Source organism: Clostridium lamae (assembly GCF_033043255.1).
Lineage (GTDB): Bacteria > Bacillota > Clostridia > Clostridiales > Clostridiaceae > Clostridium > Clostridium lamae.
Genome location: NZ_JASCQJ010000006.1, coordinates 1 through 26,097, shown reverse-complemented (window position 1 = coordinate 26,097; position 26,097 = coordinate 1). Strand labels below are relative to the sequence as shown.

Genomic DNA, 26,097 nt, shown 5'->3' with positions numbered 1-26,097 from the left:
TTTTATTACTCTATAGTGAATTCCCAGTTTCCTTTTTGCAATATATCTAAGTTGTTAATATTTACGGTTATATTTCCTGTTAGCTTTTCATACAAACTTAAATCTGCATAATCTAGATCTATTTCTGCAATCATATTTTCCCTATCTCCCATGCCACTACCTGACCTGGAGTTATCACTAAGCAAGTACAATAATCTATCGTTAGAATCATTATTTGAAAGATCAAAACAAACAACTATATCATTTTTTACTTTTTTAATTTCAGTAACCTTAATCTTATCTTCAATACCAACAAATGTTAACTCCTTATCTAAAATATAGTCTCCATTTTTCTCTGGATCATTAATTTTTATTTCTGTAGGAGTATTTAAGGTATAGCTTAAATCAACTTCCTCTACTTTAATATTAATCTTTCCTCTATAATTATCTAAAATTTTATATTCATTCCATGTTCCTTCATTGCTTGGTTCAAAACTTAATAACTTTCCATTTTCATCTCTTACTTCTTTAATTGTTATATGTCCAATCCTAACATCATAATCTTTAGATAATAATGAACTTTCATCACTCCAAATCCTAAAATATCTCTTATTTTCTATATAGTAACTAGTTCCTCCTATTAATATCCCGTTATTAGTAGTGTTTCCTCCAATATCATCGTAATTATACTTATAATCTGCCTTATCTAAAGATACTTCCTTTAATACATTATCTTTATATATTAAATCAAAATCTTTTACATCACTTTCTCTTATATCCATCCATAATTCCATAACAACGCTACCACTACTTGCACTAAATCCGTAGCTATCATACCCTTTAGTTTCTCCATTTTCTAATTTTATTCCAATGTCGTATATAATTTCTTTAGCTTCTATAGGATATGCTTCTCCTATTATTTGAATAAATAATCCGTCTCCATTATTGTTTATACTTTTAACTAGCATATCTTTATTATTTATACTTACTGTAAATGGTTCCTTTAGCATATATAAGTCTTTATTCTCTTCCACAGAAATAATTCCATAGGCCGAGTTAAAAGCTAGCTTTTCCTTTATCTTAGCTATTACATCATTTCCAAGAGGAGATACTACAAATATAAAACTAAAAAATATTAATGCCGCTATTAAATACTTCTTTCTATTTCTAAACGCTTTTCTTTTAATGTGTTTTCTAATTCTTTTTAATTGAAGATTACTCAGAGGGGTTTCCTCTATAGGGGTTTCAACTTCTATATCATTTAAAATTTCATAGATATCTTTATCTTTCATTTTATAATACCTCCTCTTCCCCATAAAATTCTTTTTTTAGCTTTTGTCTGCCCCTAAATATTCTCATATTTATATTATTTATTGTTATGCCTATAGCCTTACTTATTTCACTGCTTGATTCTCCCAATAGAAACTTTCTAATAAATATACTTTTATCTGGTTCATCATAAGACATTATTATTTTTACTAACCTTTTGGCTTCTACATTATTTATATAATCATCCTCTATATCTATACTATCTTGTAAGCTCTCGTTAATAACTTCACTATTAATTCTTCTAGAATGCTTTCTAAAATAATCTATAGATTTATATTTTGCTATTCCCGCCAGCCAACTTTTAAAATTATTTTTATCTCCATTAAATTTATGTCCATTTTCCCATACTGAAATAAAAACATCACTTATACATTCTTCAATTAACCCTCGATCTCCTATTAATCTAAGAGAATTTGAAACTACTGTATTAACTAGTCCACCATAATTATCTATAATATAATCTAATGATTTAGGATATTTTTTCTTTAAAAGTTCTATAAAATTATCCTCACCAATTCTCATTTTATCACCCCTATTTATCTCCTCATCTTTTATATCGAAAATTAAATCTAAATATTACATTTTTACGCAAAAAAAGATGGCTAATTTGAAAATTTAGCCATCTTTACCGAAATAAATTCTATAATATAGGAGTTTAATTATATTTATATAGTATATTATTAGAAGTGTGGAGCTTTTAATAATATATTAAGTTACTAATTGATATTGATTATCAATCTAATATTATGATATCTCTTTTTATTTCCAATGTCAATAAAAAATTTCAAATAATTGAAAAAAATTTATCAATTATTTAAATTTTTATACTTTTTATATTTTTATCCACCTTAGGTACTACATCTATTATGTCCTTTTTACAGCAATACTCTAAATCCCTTAATAAGTTTAAACTTTTTAGAATATTATAATGTCTAGCCTCTTTTATATAATCAACTAAATTAGTGTTATTCTCATATATATACTTTGCGGTCTTAGCTATATCAGAGAGATCATGATTATCCTTCTCACATAAAAGACTTATCATATAACCTGAACAAATAAAGTCATCCATAGAAAATTCTCCATTTGTCCCTGCATTAATAAACACTACATCTTTATTATAATTTTTTAGCTCTCTAGTAACGGCCTTAGCATTTATTATAGCTCCTAAAAGTATTTCCTCAGCTTTTAAACTTAAATTAATTGCTCTTGTTCCATTAGTGGTACTTAAAATTATACTTTTTCCCTGAACCTTATCAGAAGTATACTCTAAAGGTGAATTAGAAAAGTCAAAACCATCTATCTTTAATGCTTTTCTTTCTCCTCCAAGTAATGGATTTACTCCATTAATTATGAGTTCTTCTTTCTTCTTCAAAGCTTCCTCTATCGTAAGTATCGGAAATACCTCTTTTGCTTTGTTTGCTAAAGCAGTTATTATTACTGATGTTGCTCTTAGCATATCAATAACAACCACTATTTTATTTTCTAAATACTCTTCTTTTATATTATCAGCAGAAATAATTATATCTAATTTCATATATATTCCCCCAATTCTATGTGGCTATTTGAAATCTTTACCTTGCCATATATCATTATCTTCTAGAGCTTTATCTATGGCATTTAAAACTTCCCATTTCTTCAAACTCCACATTGGTCCTATCAGAAGATCTCTAGGTGCATCCCCTGTAAGCCTATGAACTACCATCTCTTCTGGTATTCTTGATATTCCCTTACATATCAAGTCTATATATTGCTCTTGAGTCAGTAACTTTAACTCTCCACTTTCATATTGTTCAACCATTTTAGTTCCCTCCATTAAATGAAGTAAATGGAACTTAATACCCTTAGCACCTGAATGTGCTATATAGTCAACAGTTTTTAACATATCTTCTTCTGTTTCCCCCGGCAATCCGAAGATTGTATGAACAACTACTTCAATGTTTCTTTCAAGTAGTCTTTTTAATGTATTATCGAAAACTTCAAAGTCATATCCTCTATTAAAGTTTCTAGCACTTTCATCATTTATAGTTTGTAGTCCAAGTTCAACTATTAAATATGTCTTCTCATTTAATTCAGTTAAATAATCTAAAACATCATCATCTATGCAATCTGGTCTTGTCGCAATAGATATGGCAACCACATTCTTTTGTTCTAAAGCTTCATTATACTTTCTTCTAAGTTCATCAACTGGTGCATATGTGTTTGTATATGCTTGGAAGTAAGCAATAAGCTTTCCATCCTTCCACTTCTTTTCCATCATATCTTTTCTATCTTCGAACTGCTTAGTAATTGATAATATTCTACTACCAGCAAAATCCCCTGAGCCTCTTGCACTACAGAAAGTACAACCTCCCTTAGCGACTTTCCCATCTCTATTAGGACAAGTAAATCCTCCATCTAAAGATATCTTATATACTTTCTCATTAAACTTATTTCTAAGATAATAATTCAAACTATGATATCTTTTATCATTCCATTTTTTCATAAATTCCTCCAAAAAAATAAAAGTACCACTATAATATATTTAAGTTGTACTTTTATTCTACTACAATATTTATATATGTTAAGTATTTTCTATATTTTTTTAATTTCTTTTTCTTCTATATCAACCTTATATTTGCCGGGAATTTCTGAATCAATATCATTTACGCCACTTTTAGCAACTATATTTATTTCAAACTCATCTTTTTCAAAGTCTACTAGTTCTATGGTGTACTTATCTTCAGGAAATTCTTCATCAAAATTTAATTCTATCAAATCTCCACTGGCACTATTATATACTTTCATTCTCTTAACTGAATCTGAATTAGTAAATTGAGCTATTAAGAATCTTTCTTCATGAGTAAATACTAAATTATCTATTTTTACTTCATTGTACATATCTATTGGAATTACCTTCTTAGCTACAGGTTTATCAAGTAAGCCTTCTAAATCACTAGCTTTATTACCACCTTGTTGGTTACTATTTCCTCCCTCATCTCCTTGGGAGCTTGCACCTTGTGTTTCTTTGCTTTCTTGAATATATGCAATAGATATAAATACCCTATCATCATTTATAGTTGAGATAGCTATTTTATTTCCATTATACCCTAATGTTACTGGACCAAATTTTTCTGCATCTACCTTTTCCTTATAAAGCATAAGTTCATTTTCTTTTAAATAAACATCCTTAGGAATGTTGTTTAAAGAAATAATTAAGTCACTTTTTCCTCCATCTTCACCAATAAGTCTTAAAGATTTATTACTAACATATACTTGTTTTAAATTTATAGCTTTTATTTCATCTATTTTATAGTTATCTCCTTCTTTTATAACTTTAATTGCATAATTATCTAAATCACATTTAGGTTCAGATGATGAATTTCTTATAACATTAAATGTCATAAATGCTGATTTTGAAGATTCTATAAAATTATCAGGAGCATATGCTATTATATTTGAAGTTCCCATTGATATATTTTTATTATTACTTATTAATTTCTCTGTACATAATTTATTAGCTTCTTCAATATTATTGTTTTTTATTAATGCTAAGTATTCATCTGCTAATTCAAAAGCTTTTTTAAGACTAAATATATCTCTTTCATCTTCTGTATATCCTACTTTTGAACATGATGAAAACAGCATTAAGAAAAATAATAACAAAGAAGTTAATGGTAAAATTCTTTTTCTCAAATTAATTCCTCCTTCCGCTTCCTTAAGGTTATTTTTCCTAAAAATTAATAGCTTATTCATTTTCATATATTATTGCAAATTTATGAATATGTAAGCTTACTTATTTCGTTACTTAGTTCCTAGTTAACTTAAACTTACATATATCCTCTTGAAAACTAAAGGAATAAAAGGTTAACAACTTATATATATTGTTAGTAGATATTATTTAGGGGGATTTAAAATGAAAGACGAACTTTCTAAAATTTTTCAAGTTGCTGTTGTCTTTATAGGAACAATAGTTGGTGCTGGTTTAGCTTCTGGACAAGAAATTAAAGAATTCTTTACATCCTATGGAATAGTAAGCTTCTTAGGAATCATAGTATGCGGTATATTTTATATTGCTTTAGGATCTATCGTTTCTAAAATAAGTATTAAGTATAAGTTAAATTCTTATGGTGACGTTATAAAAATTGTTAGTCCGAATATTCTTGGTAAGATTACTGGAGTAATAACAACACTATATTTAATTTCTAGTGCTTCTATAATATTAGCTGGTAGCGGAGCATTAATTAATCAATTTTTTGGAGTTCCTAAAATTGTAGGATCATTAATCATGGTGGGATTTGCTATATTCTTCTTGCTTAGAGATACTAATGGATTAATTGAGGTAAACTCATTTATTGTTCCTACATTAGTTATTACTATTATGCTAATTACCTTTTTATATTTTATGTTTTGTAAAGATATGGTTTCACTTGAACAAATGACAAAATTTAAACCTGAAAAAACTGGTATTGTATTATCTACTATACTTTATTCCGGTTATAATACACTTTGCTGCCTAGGTGTTCTCGTTCCTTTAAGCAATCAAATAAGAAAACCTAAAACAATGTTCTTTGGAATCGCATTAGGTGCTTTAGGATTAGTAGCTTTAAGCTTTTCAATCAACTTTTTGCTTATGATAAATCAACCTTACATACATAAGTATGAAATACCATTATTGTTTGTTGCACAACCCTTTGGTAATATAATTCAAGCTTTATTATTAATAGTTATTTTGCTTGAGATGTTTTCTACTGAAGTTTCAGATGTTTATTCAATTAGCAAAACTTTAGATAACACATTTAACATAAAATTTAGAAATGGAATATTTATAGTTCTTCTAATTGCACTGCCTATATCAAGAATTGGCTTTTCCAATCTTATAGGCTCTTTGTATCCATTTTTCGGAATGCTAAGCTTAGTATTTATTATGCAAACAGTATATTTTTATTTTAAACATAAAAAAGAATTAAACTAATAGAAGGAGCTGTCACAACAGCTCCTTTTTTACATATCATCAAAATAATTAAATCTAGGCACCGCTTTGTCGTAATAATTATCAAAGGACCTAGGAGGTATAAAGATTCTTTCTACTTGTCTTGAGCCTCCTCTAAGTTCAGCAATCCTACTTACTCCAACATAGATATCAGAAATCTTATACCAAGTTGCATAATCTACCACTCCAGTCTTAGGCAAATTAAATACTCCTTGAAAAACTTTAACTGCTTCAGATGTCTTTGGTCCAAATATTCCATCTTGTGATACCTTAGGAATTAAAGGATAATTTTGAGATATCCTATTTAAATACTCTTGTATAGATTGAACTTCTAGCCCCCTAGAACCTATTATTAAATCATATCCTGGATAGGATTTAGGTATTCCCTTAACTTGCTCTGCTGTCACTAGCTCTAAATCACTACCATAAAAACTAGTTAAAATTTCAAAAGGTGTTTTTCCTTGATCCCCTAAGTACTTGCTTCCCCACTGAGTCATCCAACCAGGACAAGTTACATTCTTTCCATCACAATATTGTGTTAATAAAGGTTGCTTTTTTCCTATTCTCTTTATATAAGTTGCAAATATATCATCTACTACCGCACTTATACTTTCAAATATATTTCTTCCATAAGTAAATGCATGATCATATGCCGTTGAATTGGTTATATCAAAGTTCTTTCCTTTTCCTCTATACCACTCTGTATATATTCTATTTAGTGTAAATGAAATTATTGCAAATACATTAGCCCTTATAGTACTTTCTGGCCAAGTTGAATAAATTTCGCAAGAAGCTACATTCTTAATATAGTCTTTATAAAGAACTCTATAATTTGGTGCTGATGTATTATTAGGTCCCCCTGCATGAACTACTATGAACTCAGGTACAACAGGTCTAGGTAAAACTACTCCACTTGTTGGAGGTGGAAGAGGTTTATCTTCTTCTTCTGGAATTTTTTCTGGATAGTTTCCATTTAGAACATTAGGTCCTATATTAATAACTTCATTGATATTTCCATCTTGAAAATTAGGTTGTACATTTTGTTCATTAGACTGTGGATTCGTCACATTAGGTTGTGTATTATTATTCTCCATTCTAGTTAATATTCCTGAGGACTCTATAAGATTACATTGTTGTATCGCTAATTGATCCGGAAATATTTGACACCCATTTATTAAAATAGTTTGAAATCCTTCTCTTTCAATCCTTATATCGTACATGCTATAAGGTACCTGTCCAGTTGGTTGCTGAGAATATTCTAATGGAGGTGCTTCTAATTCTATAATTTCAGATTCTCCCATGGAATTTGTAGATAATATTCTTTCTTGAATATTATCTCCACCTCCAGCTGGTCTTATAGTTATCTTCGTATTCTCAACGGGTACATAAGTTTCATTTACAAAACATTGAACTTTTAACCTACCTTGAGCCATATATTACTCCTTTATTATTTCTTCTTTAATCAATATATGTCTTATTTTAAATTTTGTTCTTTTTATATCAATGAACTACATATTATCAGGCTTTCTTATAAATAAATTACCTACACTATATTCTTCATTAACCCTTGTAGTACTACCTACTCCTCCTGATATATTTTCTCGTATAGAATCAAAAACAGCCCTCATATTTATTGAGCCATAACCCCATTGTTCATTAGGATATCTATCACCAACTCTCATAGTAGTACCTCTTATTAAAAAACTTCTGATTTCTAAAGGATATATTCTTGTATCATTTCCTTCCACAATCGCCCATTGTAATAAAAGAGCACAACATCCAGCTGTAACTGCAGTTGACACTGAAGATCCACTAATTGTTTTAGTTGCCCCTCCTGGCGTAGTTACTGCAGCATTTATTCCACCAGCTGAAACATCAGGTTTTATTCTACCATCCCTAGTAAACCCTCTTCCTGATTGTCCAACAACTGCATTATTATTTTGGTTATAATATGCTGCCACTATAGCACTTTGTGCTGTTCCTGGAATTGTTAATGTGGTATATTGGCTCGGACTTAAGAATTTTGTATCTGGATCTAATAGACTTCTTTGAGGTATCCAGCTCCAATACCTTCCATCTACAATATAATCACCGTATAACCTAAATTGCCATATGCCTTCCCTTAACCCTCTTGCTTCAATACTTATCACTTCAGCTCCAGTAACTGGGTCTGGATAAATGTAACTAATTCTCATTTTAGTTCCTTCATAGACAAAACTAACATTCTCCACTTTATTCAATCTAGCTGGAATTCTTTCTATTACTTCTCCTGATGGGGACACTACTCCTAAAGATGCCCTATCTGGCTGTTGTACATATATTTGAAAATTCAAATTTTTTTGATTCCTGCCCATTCTAATTTCTATACTCTGTACTTCTCCAGCTCTCGTAAATCTTCCCTCAGTATGAGTGTCCGTATCTCCTTCGTTTCCTGTTCCTGTAACACAAACAATTCCAACCTGATTACTTATAGCATTAATTGAAGACTCAACTGTACCTGTTCCATCATGAGCTCCTGTATTAGTGCCTAAAGGTATACAAATTACCATAGATTTATTTAGTTCATCTGCTACCTTTGATAAATACATAATTGCTAAAACTATTTCTATACTTGAATATCTTCCTTCCTTAATATCATCAAGCCCGGCTTGCCTCTGAATGAAATTAGTTGCTTCCTTTAGCTTAACTACAGCAAATTTACAATTTGGAGCCACTCCAATAACCTCTTGATTATAACCTCTAGCTCCAGCAATACTAGCAACAGAAGTACCATGTCCTATTGTATCCCTACTATTTACTATTGAATAAGGATCACCACCATTTTTGCTTTCTTGTATAGCCTTATTTATCTCATCCTCTTTATACTCTACACCAAGTTTTACTCCATATATCTCTTGATTTCCTTCTATACTTTGATCCCATATTCTCACAATCCTCGTTGTATCATCTTCATTCATAAATTCTCTATTTAAATAATCTATACCTGTATCAATAATACCAATTAAAACATCTCTTCCGTTTAATTGAATAAAAGGATTTGAGTGAAATAAAGTAGCACCACTTGCTTCTACTGGAGAAGTTTGCGCTAATGTATAAATTGCGGGAACCTCAAGTTCTGATATATCTTTTATATAAGGAATTATATCTGATATTCTATTGATAGGTATAAACACTATTGCATAACTACCACTTAATATTGCAACAGAAGCTCCTGGAATTTCATTTACTTTATTAAGCTGTTCTAAATTATTATATTCAATATAAATTCCTATTACTTCTGTTTCGTCTCCATCAGCTACATGTTCTTGCATTCTATTAATAAAATCATAAATATTTAATACATTTTGAGTTTGTCTGTATCCATCAACATTATTAATTTCAATTTTTCTTGTTTGATCACTCATTATACTTATTAATTCACCACCTCTCTGATTTGTTAATAACCTATATTTTCAATAACTTTTTCAATTGCAGCTCTTAAGCAAACTTCACCATATCCCCAACTAGGGTCAGGATATATTATATCTGTTCTACTTCTATTCGCTGCTACTACCAAAAAATACTTAAGTCTCTCCCCATATAAATATGGATCGTTCTTCTTTATCATTCCCCACTGCATCATCAATGCAGCTATTCCCGCAACATGGGGGGTTGCCATAGATGTACCGCTCTTGGAGTCAAAATTTCTATTGGGAACAGGTGCAAATATTCCTTCACCTGGAGCAACCACATCAGGTCTAATTGGTAAATAAATAGTTTGCTTTCCTCTCCCACTAAAAGAAGAAATATTATTAGTTGAATAATTATAACTTCCTACAGCTATAACGTTAGTTACTGTTGCTGGTATTCCTAAGGTATTTAATACTGTAGGTTGTAAAAACTTAGTATTTACATTAAGCCCTTCAGCAATTGGTAACCACATATCATAAATTCCACTATAATCATTTAATAGATCAATTCTAATTTCCCATTGTCCTGATAATATATACGGCGCATTAGTTAATATAGCAATTGTAATTTCACCTACTATATCAAAAGGCTTGGGTCCCGAATAGTAAACCTGATATCTATCAGTTCCTATGATTCCTTCATAATATCCTTCTCTAACTCGTATGTCTCCACTAGTCGCAGCGGTTGGACTAGTTATTCTAATAGATATCTCTGATAAAACTGGCTTATATAAATTTAATAATACACCTGGTTCGTCTGATGCAACGTTTATAGATATTCTATTTTGTCTATTCAGATTTCCACTTATATGATGTGCTGTATCCCCTTCATTTCCTGCTGCTATTACTATAGTTACTCTCTCTAATGTTGATATAGTTGAAATGTATTGCTCAAGAAGACTTGTTCCATTATGAGCTCCATCATTAGTACTAAGACTAATATTAACTACTACCGGTTTATTTAATTCCTTTCCTGCTTGAACTAAAAACCTTAATCCTTTCATTATATTGCTACTTAAGGCAAAATTCCCTCTAGTACCCTTTACCATTGCAATAGAACTAGCAGGTGCTACTCCATAGTATTCAGGGAGAATATTACCTCCTGCACATGCAATACCTGCAACATGGGTTCCATGCTCAACGGTATCATTAGAAGGAACTATTGAAAATGGATCATTGCTAAGTAACGCACGATTTATATCTTCTCTGCTATACACCTTCTCATCAGCACTTAAGTCATATATATAATCTATCCTTGTAGTTCCGTCACTATTTCTAAATGCTGGATGAGTATAATCTATTCCAGTATCTATAAATCCAATTAGAATGCCTTCGCCTTGAATATCATAATAAGTTCTAGCTGTGGTTACACATGCTGCCCTATTGCTATTTGAATCAGTAACATATAATTGCTTGGGTAATTCTATATATTCTATTGATGGAATATTAGCAAGTTTAACTATATTTTCTATAGAAATTGTTACAATTCCAAATCCATAACCTAAATCATAATAGCTTCCCCCTATATCCTCTACTAATTTTCGTATATTTTCCGGAGTATCCCCTGATATAATAGTGACTTCTATGGTATTTTCAGTTTGATTTTTCATCCAAAAATTAATCCCCAATTTACCCAACAAATTTTTGGATATGTTTTGAATTAACCCTAATCCAGAATTTATTTTATTTGAATTTAAATTTTGTATTACTATCACCTCGAAAAGCTATTTATATTAATATATGAAAATTAAATTTATTGTGAGAATTATACGAAAAAAAAGAGATGAAATTTATATTCATCTCTTTTTAATAAACAATTATAAAATTTATGCAATAAAATATATTAAATATCAATATACATGTCTTATAACATATGACTATAACTTTATTTCTAGCCTTTCAAGCTTAGCCAATACTGAAAGTTCATTCAAATTCATAGTTTCAGTTAAGAGGCTTCCTCCATTACTGACTAATAAAACCTTTGAATTACCTAGTAATTTTATTTGTCTTATAGCTCTCTTCCCTTTGTAGTCCACTAAGAAGATTCCATTATTACTTGGTTCCTTAACTAGACTTGCAAAAGCTAAATCTCCTTTTAACATTCTAAATCCAGACATTTCATCATCTTGAATCTCTATATATAGAACCTTATCTTGAGCAAAGCCTTCAACCTTATTTGAATGAATAGGTAATTCTTTAAATCCCTTATTATTTTTTAAAGTATAGTCAAATATAGGCACATTTTTTAATACAGATGAAAAAGCATTAGTCCAGACCTCATCATTATTTGCATTATTGTGCTTTTCAGAAAAACTATTCTTCACTTGTTTTATAGCCTTTCTCTCCTCCAATAAAGATTCATCTGTTACAACCATACTAACGTCATTTAAATCTGCTTTTAATACCTTTGATGCTTTTTCAATAAAAGATTCTTGAGCTATTCTTCTTCCTATTTCAACTTCGTTAATAAATTTTTCTGCAACTCCTAGTTTCTTCGCTAAAGCCTTTTGACTCAATCCATTTTTTATTCTAGCTTCCTTTATCTTATCGCCAACTCTACTCACTTAAGATCTTCCCTTCTGATTTTTTAAGTACCATTCCCTCTCCTCAATTAAATGTTCAATCAAATAACTAAATTTCCATTCAATTGAAGTCGGGGTAACTGCTGCGAAGATTCCACCCTTAAATCTTTGTCTAATACCTGTTATAGCTAGTTTAATTTCTTCATCTGAAAAGCAATTAAATAAAATAACAGTTTCATTTGGCAATTCTACATTTACAGTCTCGAATCTTAGTCCATGTAATATATCAGAAACGGTCATTTCTGTCATTTCTTTCGATACTTCTATCAACTTATAACCTTCATTTCTTAACTCTTTAAGTTCACTTTCTGGTGCATTATAAATTAATATACATTTATCATTACTAAGCATATACCTCTCTATTCCCCCTTTTTAAGCTATTTACCTACCTTTTCTGGCTCCTCATAAGTTTCTCCAAATGTATCAACAGTTACCTTAACCATTTTTTGATCTTCAAGTGGCTTATCATTATAATCTCTCTTAGATTTCACTATATTATCAGCAACTTCCATCCCTTCTATAACCTTTCCAAATGCAGCATATTGGTTATCTAAATGTGGTGCATCTTCTACCATTATAAAAAATTGACTTCCAGCTGAATCATGAACCATAGTTCTTGCCATAGAAAGAACTCCTTTTGAATGCTTCAAATCATTTTTGAATCCATTCCTTGTGAATTCGCCTTTAATACTGTATCCTGGGCCACCCATACCATTTCCATTTGGGCATCCTCCTTGTATCATAAAACCAGGTATTACTCTATGAAATATAACTCCATCATAAAATCCTTTATTTATTAAACTTATAAAATTTCTAACTGTATTTGGAGCTACTTCTGGATATAACTCTGCTTTAATAACTCCTCCATTTTCCATATTTATAGTTACTATTGGGTTTTTCATATAAAATCTCCTTTCAATGTAAATCCTTATTTATTATTAACAGATTTACTATTTCAATTCTTTTAATAACAATATTTAGGTAATATAATATATTTATCTCTTATAGTAATTATATATTATTTGGAAGTAAAAACAATATTTAATTATGGCTTAAAATTCGAAAGGAATCTAGCTAAGATATTATTATTTCGAATATATGCTCATAAAAATATAAGAAGAAATTTAACATACAATTAAACTTCTTCTTAATAAATTTTAATAATATTCTATATCCCATCATCTTATTGAAATGTAGTTCCTAAAACAACTCTTGAATAATCAGTATAATTTGATAAATTTTTAACGTAAACTTGTTTGAAAATGAAGTCTCTTCCGAAACTATTAATAAGATCACTAAATAACATATTTAAAAACGTTGTAGGAATTCTCTTGAATCCTTCAAAGTCTAATTCAACCCCAACATTTAGATTATTTCTAATCATTTCTCTTAATAATATAGCATCTTCTATAGTTATATCTTCTCCTAATATTTCTTTTACCTTAATTTCCATAAGATATTCCCCCCTTAAGAAATAATATTTATTTAAATATTCTGAATATTCTCTTTACTATAATATATCAACCCGCTTTTATTTTGTCAATATTTTAACAATATATTTTTTTTCATTTAGTTGCTTATTTAATAAATTGAAAAAAACTCCTTTCGGAGTTTTAAATACAATTCTAATTTTTTAATTGTGACCTATGTTAAGAAGACTACTCTTCTCTTAGCAATCTATAGCTTAATTCTAATGCCTCACTATTATCAGATGAATTTATAATTTCAATTTTTCCTTTGTTTGTGTTTTCAGATAATAAGTTCTTCTCACTTAGCCTTCTCCTTAGTTCTTTAGATGTTCCAAACCCTCCATCTATAATTTTTACCTCTTCACCAACTATCTTCATTAAAGTATTTTTTATGAATGGATAATGAGTACAGCCTAATACTATAGTGGATATCTTTCCATTTCTATATGTATTTATTTTTTCTATAAGGTACTCTTCTACATCTTTTCCTTCATACTTTCCTGCTTCGATAAACTCTACAAGGCCTGGGCATGGCACTGGAATAATTGATGCACTTTCTTTATATCTATCCATTAAATTTTTAAATTTTTCTTCTTTTAATGTCATAGCTGTTGCCATTATTAATATATCTCCATCGTTATTAAGTTCAACAGCTGGCTTTAAAGCTGGCTCTATTCCCACTAAAGGTAAATCAGGATATACCTTTCTTAAATCAGCTACAGCTGCACTAGTTGCTGTATTGCAGGCTATAGCAATTCCTTTAACTCCCTTGCTTAATAGGAACTCTACTGCATTAAAAGTTAAACGCCTTACCTCCTCTACACTCTTCATACCGTAGGGAGCATTCTTTGCATCTCCAAAATATATATAATCCTCATTAGGCATTAACTTTATTGCTTCTTTCAATACGCTTAAACCACCAACTCCTGAATCAAAAAAACCTATTGGCCTATTCTTATTGTCCAATTATCTCACTCCATTTTCTTTAATTCTACTTTTTATTTTATACCTTTCTCAATGATAAATCTATAAATTTATTATTTGCAATAGAAATTTGGAATTAAATGTTATAATTATAAATAGCAAAGCAAATTTCATTTATTATATTTTTAATATACTCTTAAATTAATCTTAACTTGGAGGTACACTATGAAAAAGAATTTACTCTATTACAAGATCCTTACTTACTCTTCATTAATATCATCAGCAATAATAATTTACTTAACATTTAAAATAGGTCCATCTGTTGGTGGTAGAGCATATCAAATAGGAATTGCATTATTTGTTTTGCTAGTAATTCTATCCTCTAGATTCTATGATAAATCTAAAAAACTTAATGAAATTAAATATTTAATTAATTCCTGGCCTGAAGCTTATGATAATAAACTTAATTTCAAAAAAATTCATGCGTTTTATAAAGAGTATGGTCCTAATAATATAAATGAAAAAGATTTTTATACTATAGACGATCAAACAGCCTATGATTTAAATATTGATGACTTATTAGCAGAAATAAGTATATGCTCATCAACTCCAGGAGAACAAATGCTATATTATTTGTTAAGAACACCAAAACTAACTACTGAATCTATTAATAAAAGAAATAACATAATTGAAAAATTTATTAAAGATAAAAATCTTAGAGGTAATATTCAACAAATTCTATCTAACCTTGGTAGACAAAGAAAAGGCGATATATTTAAATTATTTAATACAGAGGCTAATGTTAGCAAAGCAAAGGTTTTACTATTTAATCTCATAGCTCTTTCTTCATTAATAGTATTAATTTGTTTCTTTATTTTTGGCTCTAAATATATATCAATCTTCCTTGGAATCTTTGTCATCTATATGCTTATATCAATGAAAACAGCTTCTGAAATTGAATATGAACTTTCCTCACTTCAATACTTAGGAAACTTTATAAGAGCAGCTAAAGAAATATCTAAATTAGAAGATGAAGTTTTAAATGATTATATAGAAAAAATAAATAAGCTTCTTGTCCCACTTTCTAAAATAGATAGCAAAACAAAATATATCTACACTTCCAGTGAATTAGATATATTTATTGAAACAATAAATGGATTCTTCTTAACTAAAATCCGTTCATATTACTCAATCATCAACATAATTAAAAATAACAGACAAAATCTAATAGAACTATATGCATTAGTAGGAAATTTAGAAGCATATATTTCAGTGGCTTCCTATAGATGTAGAGTGAACAATTACTGTATTCCAGAATTTCTAAATAATGATGATAAAACCTTAATAGTTAAAAATGTAGTTCATCCATTGTTAGAAAATGGTGTACCTAATAGTATTACCTTAAAAGGTAAGGGAGTAATTTTAACCGGATCAAATATGTCTGGTAAATCAACTTTCATGAGAACTTTAGCTACAAACATATTATTATCACAATCTCTTTCAATGAGTCTTTGTGATGAATATCATGGTTCTTTCTTTAGAGTTATATCTTCATTAAGTTTATCTGATGATGTTTTATCAGGTACTAGCTATTATTTAGAGGAATGCAATTCGGTTCTTAGGATATTAAATTCCTTAGATAATCCTATTCCTGCCTTCTGTATAATAGATGAAATATTCAAAGGAACTAACCCTATAGAAAGAATATCAGCTTCTAAGGAAATTTTAAAATATATTATGAATAGAAATGCCATTTCTATGGTTGCAACTCATGATTTAGAATTAGCTGAAAGTTGTGATGATAAATATTTAAGATACTACTTCTGTGAAGATATAGATGAAAATGAAGGATTAACTTTTGATTTTAAATTAAAAGAAGGAATTTGTAATACTGGAAATGCTATTAAACTTTTGGACTTTTTAGGATATCCAAAAGAAATAATTATTAATTCAAATAAAAATATTTTTAAAATTTAGTAAATTTAATTATTGACACGATACACTGTATATAATAGAATTTCTTTATAAATTGTTTGATTTCACGAATGTTATGATGTCTATACCACTTAATCATTCGATTATACATGAAAGGAAGTGACTATTTTCTTGTTATAATTCGGCAAGAAAGATTTTTATGAAAGATTTAATCTATTTAATCCCAAAAACAAAACACAATAAAGAAGATCTATTTACAATATTTAATGAACACCCTGAAATAAAGTTTGTATCTATCGTTGGAATAGATTTATCAGGAAATGATACTGATGAAAAAATTCCTTCTAGGCTTTTTCTAGATGATATAGATTCATTCTTAAATGGAGTTGCTATTCAGACAGATGGTTCTTCAGTTGTACTTCCTGGAATAGCTACTTTAAATGACGCAAAAGTAGATATGGTGGCTGACATTAATGCCAATTGGTTTGTTGATTATAATTACGAGCATATTGACTCCTTTACTAATAAACCTGTCGGCACCCTTAGAATCCCTTCATTCTTAATTCATAATAATAAACCTGTATGCTCAAGAAATATTTTGCACTCTGCAATAAGCACTTTTAAATCAACTCTTTTAGATATCTTTAAAAATAAACCTGAAACACTGAAGCCTTTTAAAATTACTTATGATAATATTGATGAAATAATTATCACTTCTGCAACAGAATTAGAGTTTTGGGTGAAGACTCCAAATGAAAAAGCTCACATTGAAGAATTATCTACTTCTCAAGTTTTACAAGAACAATACTGGACAAGAACTAAAGGATCTGTAAGAACCGCTCTTGAAGAAACTCTTTTACTTATGGAAGAGTACGGCTTTGAACCAGAAATGGGACATAAAGAAGTTGGTGGAGTAAAATCTCAATTAGATCATAACGGACAATTTAATCATATAATGGAACAACTTGAAATAGATTGGAAATATGCTGATGCAGTTCAAGCCGCAGATAACGAAATATTTGTAAAAATTCTAACTCAAGAAACTTTTAGAAGATATGGATTAGATGTTACATTTAAACCTAAACCTATTGATGATGTAGCAGGCTCAGGGATGCATGTTCACTTAGGTGTTAGTTTAAAATTAAAGAACGGAAAAAGAATTAATTTATTCCACGCTACAAAAGAAGATTTCTTAAGTACAATAGGCTATGGTGCTATAATGGGTGTCTTAAAAAACTATGAAATAATGAATCCATTTATATCTACTACTAACGGCGCCTTTAAGAGATTAAGGCCAGGTTTTGAAGCACCAATATGTATAGTTACTTCACTAGGTGTGTCTCCTGATAATCCATCTAGAAATAGAACAATACTAATAGGCCTAATACGAGATTTAGCAAATCCTCTAGCAACGAGATTTGAACTTAGATCTCCAAATCCACATAGTAATATATATTTAACTCTTGCAGTTTCATATATGTCTATGCTTGATGGAATCATTTATGCACTAGAAAATAACAAAACTGAAGAAGAACTTTTAGCAGAGCTTTCTAAAAATGCAGGAGAAGATGCAAGTTATTTAGAAAAAGATAGAGCCTATAGAAGCGAAGAAGATGTATTTGAATTCTATAGTGATAAAGAAAGAGATTCTTATTTTGGAAAAGCACCTGCTACAGTTTATGAAAATCTAATACAATTAGATAACTATTCAGAGAAATTAAAAGTATTAAAGAGAAATGATGTTTTCAGCGATCAATTAATAAATAGCTTTAAACTTGCAATAATTCAAAGATGGACTACTGATATAATTCATAGAATTATATTAAATCACTCAAATGAAATTAGAAGCTTTAAATTAGTACATTCTAATAATGCACTAGATCTTGATATATCTAACTGGATGACGATAAATAATTTAAGACATTATATAATGAAGGATACCTATACTTCAAAAGGGTTATTTACTCGTATTAAGGATGCTATTTCAACTGAAGACTATTCTTTAGCTTCTACTCTACTTATTGAATTAGAAGATAATATGAAAAAGTTAAGAGATCTTTATAGTGATTATATTAAAAATCTATTAGATATTTAAAAAACTTTGAAAGAGCTGTTTAAAACCAGCTCTTTTTATATATATACTTACGATAGAAGGACAGAAAATTATGTATACAGGATTAATTGATACTATAAATAGTATTCTTCAAAGCATTATGTTTGTAATCTCTGCAAATTATTGCGTTAATAAAAATTATAAAAAAAGTAAAAAGCAAATAATTCTATTATCAATTATACTTTGGTTACTTATTACAATAGTTACCAAAGCACTCGGTAATTCTAGTTTATCTATTATAATTATACATATTGCTGAATTAGTATTCTTAGTTGGATTTGCTTATAAGAATGATAAACTTGGAGCAACCATTGGATTTACCATAGTTTATTTATTAATCGGACTAACTGTAATTCTAACTTTTTCTTCATTTATGTTTGTAATAAATAATACAAATGTAGATGTAACATATGCAAACATATTAATAATGTATCTACCTCAATTTTTTATTTCATATTTAGTATTAAAAAATATGAAATTCCTATTTAAAATAGGACTAATTATTAGATCAAGAATTTCTTCAATATTTACATTAATAATTACTACTTTAGTTCTGGATTTTACAATATCATTTTTATTTATTTCTAATGATAAAGATAATCCAATTTTTAAAGAAATAATATTTGTTTTTTTAGCAGCATTTATTATCTTTATTACTATCTATTTTGCAAGTATAGATAAAAAAGCTAAAGAAATTAATAGATTAAATAGAGAGTTAGCAAAAAAAATTAATGAATTAAAAAAAATTAAGCATGATTATGGTTCACAAATCTCCTACTTATATGGGGCCTATCTTATGGGGAACTATGAAAAATTAGGTGAATTACTAAAAGGGATAATAGAAGGACATGATATTTCATCTAAAGTAAAAGTTATAAGTTCTGATTTATCCCTTATATCCCAAGTGGTAAACTCAACTGATTTAAAAGATGTAGATGTCCTTATAGATGAAAATGCTGAATTAAAGCATGCAAATATAAGTGAATTAGATCTTCAAAGAATCATTTCTAATATTATTAGAAACTCTGTTGAAGCACTAGACGGAAAAGGACTACTAATAATAAAAAGTTATTATAACTATAATCATATAATTATACATATACAAAATAATGGACCTGAAATAAGTAAAGATATTATTGAAAAAATTTTTGAAGAAGGCTTTTCAACCAAGGAAAATAAAAATGGCGATAATGGCTTCGGCTTATACATAACTAAGGAAATAATTGATAATTGTAATGGAAGTATCAGTGTAAGCAGTAATAAAGATTTGACTACATTTACTATTAAGTTACCCTTCATATTAAATAATTAATATATTTCCTTATAAATGACACATACTTCTAGTACATACAGTTTTTTATATAAAATAAGGACTCAAAAAATTGAGTCCTTCTTTTATATCCAAGCTGGAATATGTATTTTATCACTATTAATTAGTGAGATGTTGTCTTCTATAATTCTTCTTTTGCTAATTATATTTCTTTTTTTTATAGAGTTTTTATTAATAAACTCCTCTGCTTCTTTTAGGCTGTTTGCTTTAAATACAAATGTCCAGCCATCCTTATCATACTTCCCAGTGCAAATCATATATTTATCATTATCATAATCTCTATGTTGTCTATCTACTATTAAGCTCTTAAATTCTCCAATTGTTTTATAATTTAACTTTACAAAAACATCATTATTCATTACGACCCTCCAACCAAACACAAGTTCTATATTTATATTAACCGAACACATGTTCATTGTCAATGATTTTGGCTCTATTTTTGTAAATATTTATTAAAAAATATCTGTTTAGAAATTTATGTAAATATAATTTTAGAAATATAATTACATTAAATTATATTTCTAAAATTAGTATCTTTAATAATTATTCTAACTCCTTAATTGCCTTCCACTCATCTTTTAAAATAGCCATAATAATAACATCATCATATTTATCTCCATTAAGAATAGCTTCTTTCTTTACTCCTTCAACTTTAAATCCAGCTTTTTCATAAGCTCTTTTCGCCCTTGGATTAAATGCAAACACTTCCAGTTCTAATCTATGAAGATTTAAATATTCAAAAGCAAAATCCCTAGTAGCTTTTACTACCCATGAACCTATCCCCTTTGAACGGCCTTCCTTTCTAAAAATAACAATTCTAAAATTTGCAGATTTTAATTCCCAATCTATTTCATTAATAACACTTTCTCCAATAAATCTTCCTTCTGAATCAATAATCATAAAATCATATCTATCTGTATCATCCACAATTCTATTATAATAATTAACTACTCCTTCATAGTTAAGATTACCACTGGAGCCAGTTAATCTATCTACCTCTTCATCTGGTACTTGGAAGCAATCCTTATAATACTTATCTGCTTGTCCATGCTGAAAGGAACGTAAAACAATGCCATCTTTCTGCCAACTCATTTTATACTTTTCCATTTATCTATCTCCCTCATAAATTCATTAATTTTTAAATACCTTCTAAGCTTATTATAAACCTAGAATAATATTAAAAAGAGGCTTTTTTAATATGAAGCCTCTTTCTTATTAAAAATATATGGTCTTATTTTGTTATATCAAATACCTCTAAATCCTTTTTATCTATTTCTTGCACCATAACTTCTGCTATTGCTCTTAATGTATCTAACGCTGTTATTACACCTATATTTCTTTCTACTGCAGCTCTTCTTATTAAGAATCCATCTCTATTAGAGTCATTACCCTTTGTTGGAGTATTTACAACTAAATCAATTTCTCCATTCTTAATTGTATCTAATATATTTGGTTTCTCTTCATGTAACTTCCTTACTACTTCAACTTCTATATCAGCTTCACTTAATAGCTTTGCTGTTCCTTTAGTTGCAACAAATTTATATCCTGCAGCTGATAGCATCTTTGCTATTGGTAAAAATTCTTTCTTATCATGTTCTTTAATAGTTGCTAATATCTTTCCTATTTTATTTGAAGGGTACATATTCCCTGCTACAAATCCCTTGTATAATGCTTCTTTAATATTTCTTCCTATGCCTAATACTTCTCCTGTAGATTTCATTTCAGGCCCTAATGAAACTTCCACTTTAGGAAGCTTTTGAGTTGAGAATACTGGCACCTTAACAGATACTAACTCTGGTTCTTTGTACACACCTACTCCATATCCTAAATCTCTTAACTTATATCCTAGCATTACCTTTGTAGCTAAATCTACTATCGGCACCTTACTTACCTTACTTATATATGGAACAGTTCTTGATGCCCTTGGATTAACTTCTATTATATAAAGCTGCCCTTCAAACTCTATAAACTGAATATTAATCATACCTTTTATTCCTATAGCAATTGCTATTTTCTTTGTGTACTCTAATACTTTATCCTTAATTTTTTTACTTATATTTTGGCTTGGATACATCGTAACTGAATCTCCTGAGTGAACTCCAGCTCTTTCTAGATGCTCCATAATTCCTGGAATTAATATTTCTTCTCCATCTGATATAGCATCAACTTCTATTTCTCTACCCATTAAATATTTATCTACTAAAATTGGGTTCTTGCTATCCTTAGCAAAAGCATTATTTAAATAGTATTTTAATTCATCCTCATCATGTGTAATTTCCATACCTTGTCCACCCAAGACATAAGATGGTCTTACCAATACTGGGAATCCTAATCTCCTTGCTTCTTCTAAGCCCTCTTCTATTGACCAAATACCCTTGCCTTTTGGTCTATCTATTCCTAAACTTTCTAATAATTCATCAAATTTCTCTCTATCCTCGGCCATATCTATTTGATCTGCTGTAGTTCCTAAAGTTTTAATTCCTTTTTCCTTTAAGAAATTAGCAAGCTTAATGGCTGTTTGACCTCCAAATTGAAGTATAACTCCACATGGATTTTCTTTTTCAATTATATTTAGAACATCCTCTTCCGTTAATGGTTCAAAATATAACTTATCAGAAATATTAAAGTCTGTACTTACTGTCTCTGGATTATTATTAATTATTATAGTTTCAATTCCCATTTTCTTTAATGATTTTACACAGTGTACTGAAGCATAATCAAATTCTATACCTTGTCCTATTCTTATTGGCCCTGATCCTATAACTATTACTTTTTTGTTATCAGATACTTCTACCTCATCATATTGTTCATAAGTTGAATAATAGTATGGTGATAAGGCTTCAAATTCTCCACCACAAGTGTCAACCATCTTATATGCAGGCTTGATATTCCATATACTTCTTAATCTATAAACATCTTCAGGATCAACTCTAAGCATGTCTGCTATAGCCTTATCTGAGAATCCCTTTTTCTTTAAATTTAATAACCATTCTTTATCTAAATCCTCTATTTTGCCTAGCTTTAATCTAGTTTCCTCTTCTACTATCCACTTAAATTTTTCTAAGAAGAATATATCTATTCCTGTTATTTTCGCTATACTTTCAATTCTATAATCTCTTCTTATCATTTCCGCTAAAGCAAATAATCTTTCATCATCTGGTTTAACTACTATTGACTTTAATTCCTGAATACTTAGTTTTTTAAACTTAGGATGATCTAATGAATATTTTCCTATTTCTAAGCTTCTTATTCCCTTTAACAATGCTGCTTCTAAATTAGCACCTATCGCCATTATTTCTCCAGTTGCCATCATCTTAGTTCCTAAGGCTCTGTTTGCAGTAAAGAATTTGTCAAATGGCCACTTTGGAATCTTAACTACTACATAATCTAATGTTGGCTCAAAACATGCATATGTCTTTTGAGTAACTGCATTTTTAATTTCATCTAATCCATATCCTAAAGCTATCTTTGCAGCAAGTTTAGCTATTGGATATCCTGTCGCCTTAGATGCTAGAGCCGATGATCTTGAAACTCTAGGATTAATTTCTATTACTGCATATTCAAATGAATTTGGATTTAATGCAAATTGTACATTACATCCTCCTTCAATTCCTACAGCATTTATTATATTAATTGCTGAAGTTCTAAGCATCTGATATTCTTTATCTGATAAAGTTTGTGATGGTGCTACAACTATACTATCTCCAGTATGAATTCCTACTGGGTCAATGTTTTCCATATTACATACGGTAATACAGTTTCCATAAGAGTCCCTCATTACTTCATACTCTATTTCTTTCCATCCCTTAACTGACTTTTCTAACAAAACTTGCCCAATAGTACTTAGCTGTAATCCTGACGCTAATATTTCTCTAAGCTCTGATTCATTATCAGCTATTCCTCCACCAGTTCCTCCTAGTGTATAGGCTGGTCTAACTATTACTGGATAACCTATTTGCTCTGCATATCTAATTCCAGCTTCCATTTGTGTTATTATTTCACTTTGGATAACTGGCTCATTAATCCTATTCATCATATCTCTGAAAAGCTCTCTATCTTCCCCTTCTTTGATAGATTGAATAGATGTACCAATTACTTTTACATCATATTTTTCTAAAATTCCAGCTTCATATAATTCTACAGCTAAGTTCAGTCCTGTTTGACCTCCCATTCCTGTAATCATACTATCAGGTCTTTCCTTTTCAATGACCTTTTCTAAAAATTCTACTGTTAATGGTTCTATATAAATCTTATCAGCAACTTCTGCATCAGTCATAATAGTAGCTGGGTTTGAATTTACTAATACTACTTCTATTCCTTCTTCTTTTAATGCCTGGCATGCTTGAGTTCCTGAATAATCAAACTCTGCTGCTTGTCCTATAACTATTGGTCCTGACCCTATAACTAAAACTTTTTTAATATCTTTATTTAATGGCATATCTAAACCCTCCTATAGTGCATACTTTAAAAACTTATTAAATATATACTGGCTATCCTGTGGCCCTGCTGCAGCTTCTGGATGAAATTGAACTGAGAATATAGGAAGTTTTATATGCTTCATTCCTTCAATAGTTCCATCATTAATATTAATATGAGTTGCTACAACATCTTCTGGTAATGTCTCAACAACATATCCATGGTTTTGTGATGTAATATGAACCTTATTTTCTTCTAAATCCTTAACTGGATGATTACACCCTCTATGACCAAATTTCAATTTAGTAGTTGTACCACCTAAGGTTAATGCTAAAATCTGATGTCCTAAACATATACCAGCTAACGGTTTCTCTCCTACTAACTTTTTAATATTTGTTATTACATCTCCCAAATCTTCTGGATCTCCTGGCCCATTTGATAAAAACACTAAGTCTGGATTTACCTCTAAAATTTCTTCTGCGGTTGCATTCATTGGGAATACTGTTAATCTACAGTCTCTCTTTTTAAAGTTTCTAATTATATTTTCCTTTATTCCAAAATCTATTATTGCTATATGCTTTCCTTTTCCTTCTACAGTGTACTTCTCTTTTGTAGTTACCATACTAACTGCATTCTTATTTGAAAAGCCATCTACTCTTTCTTTAACATCTTCTAAAGTAATATCTTCTAAAGAGATCATCCCCTTCATAGTTCCATAATTTCTTAATACCTTAGTTAATGCTCTAGTATCTATACCTTCTAATCCTATTATCTTATTTTGTTTTAAATAACTTTCAAGATCCATTTCACATCTAAAGTTATTAGGAAAATTACATTTTTCTCTTACTATAAATCCTTTAACCTTTGGTGTCTTTGATTCCATATCCTCTAAGTTTATTCCATAATTACCTATAAGGGGATAAGTCATAGTAACAATCTGTCCATAATAGGATGGATCAGTTAAAACCTCTTGATAGCCTGTCATTCCTGTAGTAAATACTACTTCCCCTATACTGTCTTTTAAATATCCGAAAGCTTTGCCTTCAAATATCATACCATTTTCTAATATTAGCTTCCCTTTCATATTTAGCCCTCCTAAAATATAAATATATATAGCTAAAAATACACTTCATAAAAGCTTATCTTACTAAAACAAAAAGGATACTAAGGAGACAACTAAACTAACGTTTTCTCCCTACTATCCTTCTATATTTAATATCAGTATTAGAAAAAGTCCTAACTGACATTGCTATGCAATTATTTTGTGAATATAAATATAACATAAATACATACTCCCTTTCTGGCCTCACAGGACCAATTTAAAGTGTACTTTTTAACTTGATATAAAATTCAATTATCTTTTTATATTATTTTATATTTTATAAATATATCTGTCAAGGAATTTATTATTAATAATTATACAATAGTAATATATTTAAAAATATTCCAACTACTTATTTCACAAAATAATTCTGATATAAATACTTGATAGCAGATAAGTTCAATATTATTTCTCTATTATCTATGATACAATAAAACCACTTTTTTTTAAACACCTTATGAATATTTATTCATATTTATTTATTTTTATACCATTAC

Annotated in this window: 19 protein-coding genes and 1 pseudogene; 4 read left to right on the top strand and 16 right to left on the bottom strand. The window is 29.2% G+C overall.

What is annotated here, in order from left to right:
* Positions 1-5: 5 nt before the first annotated feature.
* From QK892_RS04850 to QK892_RS04830, 5 genes are all read right to left on the bottom strand, one after another.
* Positions 6-1,271, bottom strand: a complete 1,266-nt coding sequence (locus QK892_RS04850; RefSeq protein WP_317272408.1) for a hypothetical protein — start codon at positions 1,269-1,271, stop codon at positions 6-8.
* A gap of 1 nt (position 1,272) precedes the next feature.
* A complete protein-coding gene (locus tag QK892_RS04845) occupies positions 1,273-1,830 on the bottom strand; it encodes a sigma-70 family RNA polymerase sigma factor (protein WP_317272407.1) in 558 nt (185 codons plus the stop codon).
* A 292-nt stretch (positions 1,831-2,122) separates the two neighbouring features.
* Entirely contained in the window at positions 2,123-2,845 is a 723-nt protein-coding gene (locus QK892_RS04840) for a 2-phosphosulfolactate phosphatase family protein (protein ID WP_317272406.1), read from the bottom strand.
* Positions 2,846-2,869: 24 nt separating this feature from the next.
* The gene (locus QK892_RS04835; RefSeq protein ID WP_317272405.1) at positions 2,870-3,793 is read right to left on the bottom strand and encodes a TIGR01212 family radical SAM protein; all 924 of its coding nucleotides are present in this window, start codon (positions 3,791-3,793) and stop codon (positions 2,870-2,872) included.
* Positions 3,794-3,882: 89 nt separating this feature from the next.
* Entirely contained in the window at positions 3,883-4,983 is a 1,101-nt protein-coding gene (locus QK892_RS04830) for a hypothetical protein (protein WP_317272404.1), read from the bottom strand.
* Positions 4,984-5,203: 220 nt separating this feature from the next.
* Here QK892_RS04830 and QK892_RS04825 point away from each other — a divergent pair, with 220 nt between their 5' ends.
* On the top strand, positions 5,204-6,262 hold the full coding sequence (locus QK892_RS04825; protein ID WP_317272403.1) for a YkvI family membrane protein: 1,059 nt from the start codon (positions 5,204-5,206) through the stop codon (positions 6,260-6,262).
* Positions 6,263-6,291: 29 nt separating this feature from the next.
* Here QK892_RS04825 and QK892_RS04820 read toward each other — a convergent pair whose 3' ends face one another.
* The 7 genes and pseudogenes from QK892_RS04820 to murI all read right to left on the bottom strand — a co-directional run bounded on the left by QK892_RS04820 (position 6,292) and on the right by murI (position 14,746).
* A complete protein-coding gene (locus QK892_RS04820; RefSeq protein ID WP_317272402.1) occupies positions 6,292-7,713 on the bottom strand; it encodes a peptidoglycan-binding domain-containing protein in 1,422 nt (473 codons plus the stop codon).
* A 75-nt stretch (positions 7,714-7,788) separates the two neighbouring features.
* Positions 7,789-11,444 (bottom strand): annotated as a pseudogene (locus QK892_RS18485) (S8 family serine peptidase).
* Between the two features lie 162 nt (positions 11,445-11,606).
* Positions 11,607-12,293: a helix-turn-helix domain-containing protein gene (locus QK892_RS04805; RefSeq protein WP_317272399.1), complete on the bottom strand. Its 687-nt coding sequence runs from the start codon at positions 12,291-12,293 to the stop codon at positions 11,607-11,609.
* On the bottom strand, positions 12,294-12,662 hold the full coding sequence (locus QK892_RS04800) for a DUF3783 domain-containing protein (protein WP_317272398.1): 369 nt from the start codon (positions 12,660-12,662) through the stop codon (positions 12,294-12,296).
* A 26-nt stretch (positions 12,663-12,688) separates the two neighbouring features.
* Positions 12,689-13,213: a peptidylprolyl isomerase gene (locus tag QK892_RS04795; protein WP_317272397.1), complete on the bottom strand. Its 525-nt coding sequence runs from the start codon at positions 13,211-13,213 to the stop codon at positions 12,689-12,691.
* Positions 13,214-13,494: 281 nt separating this feature from the next.
* Complete coding sequence (locus QK892_RS04790) at positions 13,495-13,764, bottom strand: STAS-like domain-containing protein (RefSeq protein WP_317272396.1); 270 nt, start codon at positions 13,762-13,764, stop codon at positions 13,495-13,497.
* Positions 13,765-13,969: 205 nt separating this feature from the next.
* A complete protein-coding gene (gene murI / locus QK892_RS04785) occupies positions 13,970-14,746 on the bottom strand; it encodes a glutamate racemase (protein WP_317272395.1) in 777 nt (258 codons plus the stop codon).
* 183 nt (positions 14,747-14,929) lie between these two features.
* On the opposite strand from murI, the gene QK892_RS04780 reads away from it, so the two are divergent.
* From QK892_RS04780 to QK892_RS04770, 3 genes are all read left to right on the top strand, one after another.
* A complete protein-coding gene (locus QK892_RS04780) occupies positions 14,930-16,681 on the top strand; it encodes a MutS-related protein (RefSeq protein ID WP_317272394.1) in 1,752 nt (583 codons plus the stop codon).
* Between the two features lie 157 nt (positions 16,682-16,838).
* Entirely contained in the window at positions 16,839-18,734 is a 1,896-nt protein-coding gene (locus tag QK892_RS04775) for a type I glutamate--ammonia ligase (protein ID WP_317272393.1), read from the top strand.
* A 70-nt stretch (positions 18,735-18,804) separates the two neighbouring features.
* Positions 18,805-20,064, top strand: a complete 1,260-nt coding sequence (locus QK892_RS04770) for a sensor histidine kinase (protein ID WP_317272392.1) — start codon at positions 18,805-18,807, stop codon at positions 20,062-20,064.
* A gap of 83 nt (positions 20,065-20,147) precedes the next feature.
* Here QK892_RS04770 and QK892_RS04765 read toward each other — a convergent pair whose 3' ends face one another.
* The 4 genes from QK892_RS04765 to QK892_RS04750 all read right to left on the bottom strand — a co-directional run bounded on the left by QK892_RS04765 (position 20,148) and on the right by QK892_RS04750 (position 25,582).
* Positions 20,148-20,441 carry a hypothetical protein gene (locus QK892_RS04765; RefSeq protein WP_317272391.1) on the bottom strand — a complete coding sequence of 98 codons (294 nt, stop codon included), beginning with the start codon at positions 20,439-20,441 and terminating at the stop codon, positions 20,148-20,150.
* 184 nt (positions 20,442-20,625) lie between these two features.
* On the bottom strand, positions 20,626-21,189 hold the full coding sequence (locus tag QK892_RS04760) for a GNAT family N-acetyltransferase (RefSeq protein ID WP_317272390.1): 564 nt from the start codon (positions 21,187-21,189) through the stop codon (positions 20,626-20,628).
* A 124-nt stretch (positions 21,190-21,313) separates the two neighbouring features.
* The gene (gene carB, locus QK892_RS04755; protein ID WP_317272389.1) at positions 21,314-24,520 is read right to left on the bottom strand and encodes a carbamoyl-phosphate synthase large subunit; all 3,207 of its coding nucleotides are present in this window, start codon (positions 24,518-24,520) and stop codon (positions 21,314-21,316) included.
* A 12-nt stretch (positions 24,521-24,532) separates the two neighbouring features.
* Positions 24,533-25,582 (bottom strand): carbamoyl phosphate synthase small subunit, encoded by a 1,050-nt coding sequence (locus tag QK892_RS04750; RefSeq protein ID WP_317272388.1) that lies wholly within the window; start codon positions 25,580-25,582, stop codon positions 24,533-24,535.
* Positions 25,583-26,097 lie beyond the last annotated feature (515 nt).

What these genes read in the sequence shown, in the direction of transcription:
- carB (WP_317272389.1), bottom strand. Translation starts at nt 24,520, where the DNA reads ATGCCATTAAATAAAGATATTAAAAAAGTTTTAGTTATAGGGTCAGGA.
- QK892_RS04845 (WP_317272407.1), bottom strand. Translation starts at nt 1,830, where the DNA reads ATGAGAATTGGTGAGGATAATTTTATAGAACTTTTAAAGAAAAAATAT.
- QK892_RS04820 (WP_317272402.1), bottom strand. Translation starts at nt 7,713, where the DNA reads ATGGCTCAAGGTAGGTTAAAAGTTCAATGTTTTGTAAATGAAACTTAT.
- QK892_RS04780 (WP_317272394.1), top strand. Translation starts at nt 14,930, where the DNA reads ATGAAAAAGAATTTACTCTATTACAAGATCCTTACTTACTCTTCATTA.
- QK892_RS04760 (WP_317272390.1), bottom strand. Translation starts at nt 21,189, where the DNA reads ATGGAAAAGTATAAAATGAGTTGGCAGAAAGATGGCATTGTTTTACGT.
- QK892_RS04835 (WP_317272405.1), bottom strand. Translation starts at nt 3,793, where the DNA reads ATGAAAAAATGGAATGATAAAAGATATCATAGTTTGAATTATTATCTT.
- QK892_RS04770 (WP_317272392.1), top strand. Translation starts at nt 18,805, where the DNA reads ATGTATACAGGATTAATTGATACTATAAATAGTATTCTTCAAAGCATT.
- QK892_RS04825 (WP_317272403.1), top strand. Translation starts at nt 5,204, where the DNA reads ATGAAAGACGAACTTTCTAAAATTTTTCAAGTTGCTGTTGTCTTTATA.
- QK892_RS04750 (WP_317272388.1), bottom strand. Translation starts at nt 25,582, where the DNA reads ATGAAAGGGAAGCTAATATTAGAAAATGGTATGATATTTGAAGGCAAA.
- QK892_RS04795 (WP_317272397.1), bottom strand. Translation starts at nt 13,213, where the DNA reads ATGAAAAACCCAATAGTAACTATAAATATGGAAAATGGAGGAGTTATT.
- QK892_RS04765 (WP_317272391.1), bottom strand. Translation starts at nt 20,441, where the DNA reads ATGAATAATGATGTTTTTGTAAAGTTAAATTATAAAACAATTGGAGAA.
- QK892_RS04850 (WP_317272408.1), bottom strand. Translation starts at nt 1,271, where the DNA reads ATGAAAGATAAAGATATCTATGAAATTTTAAATGATATAGAAGTTGAA.
- QK892_RS04790 (WP_317272396.1), bottom strand. Translation starts at nt 13,764, where the DNA reads ATGGAAATTAAGGTAAAAGAAATATTAGGAGAAGATATAACTATAGAA.
- QK892_RS04840 (WP_317272406.1), bottom strand. Translation starts at nt 2,845, where the DNA reads ATGAAATTAGATATAATTATTTCTGCTGATAATATAAAAGAAGAGTAT.
- QK892_RS04775 (WP_317272393.1), top strand. Translation starts at nt 16,839, where the DNA reads ATGAAAGATTTAATCTATTTAATCCCAAAAACAAAACACAATAAAGAA.
- QK892_RS04800 (WP_317272398.1), bottom strand. Translation starts at nt 12,662, where the DNA reads ATGCTTAGTAATGATAAATGTATATTAATTTATAATGCACCAGAAAGT.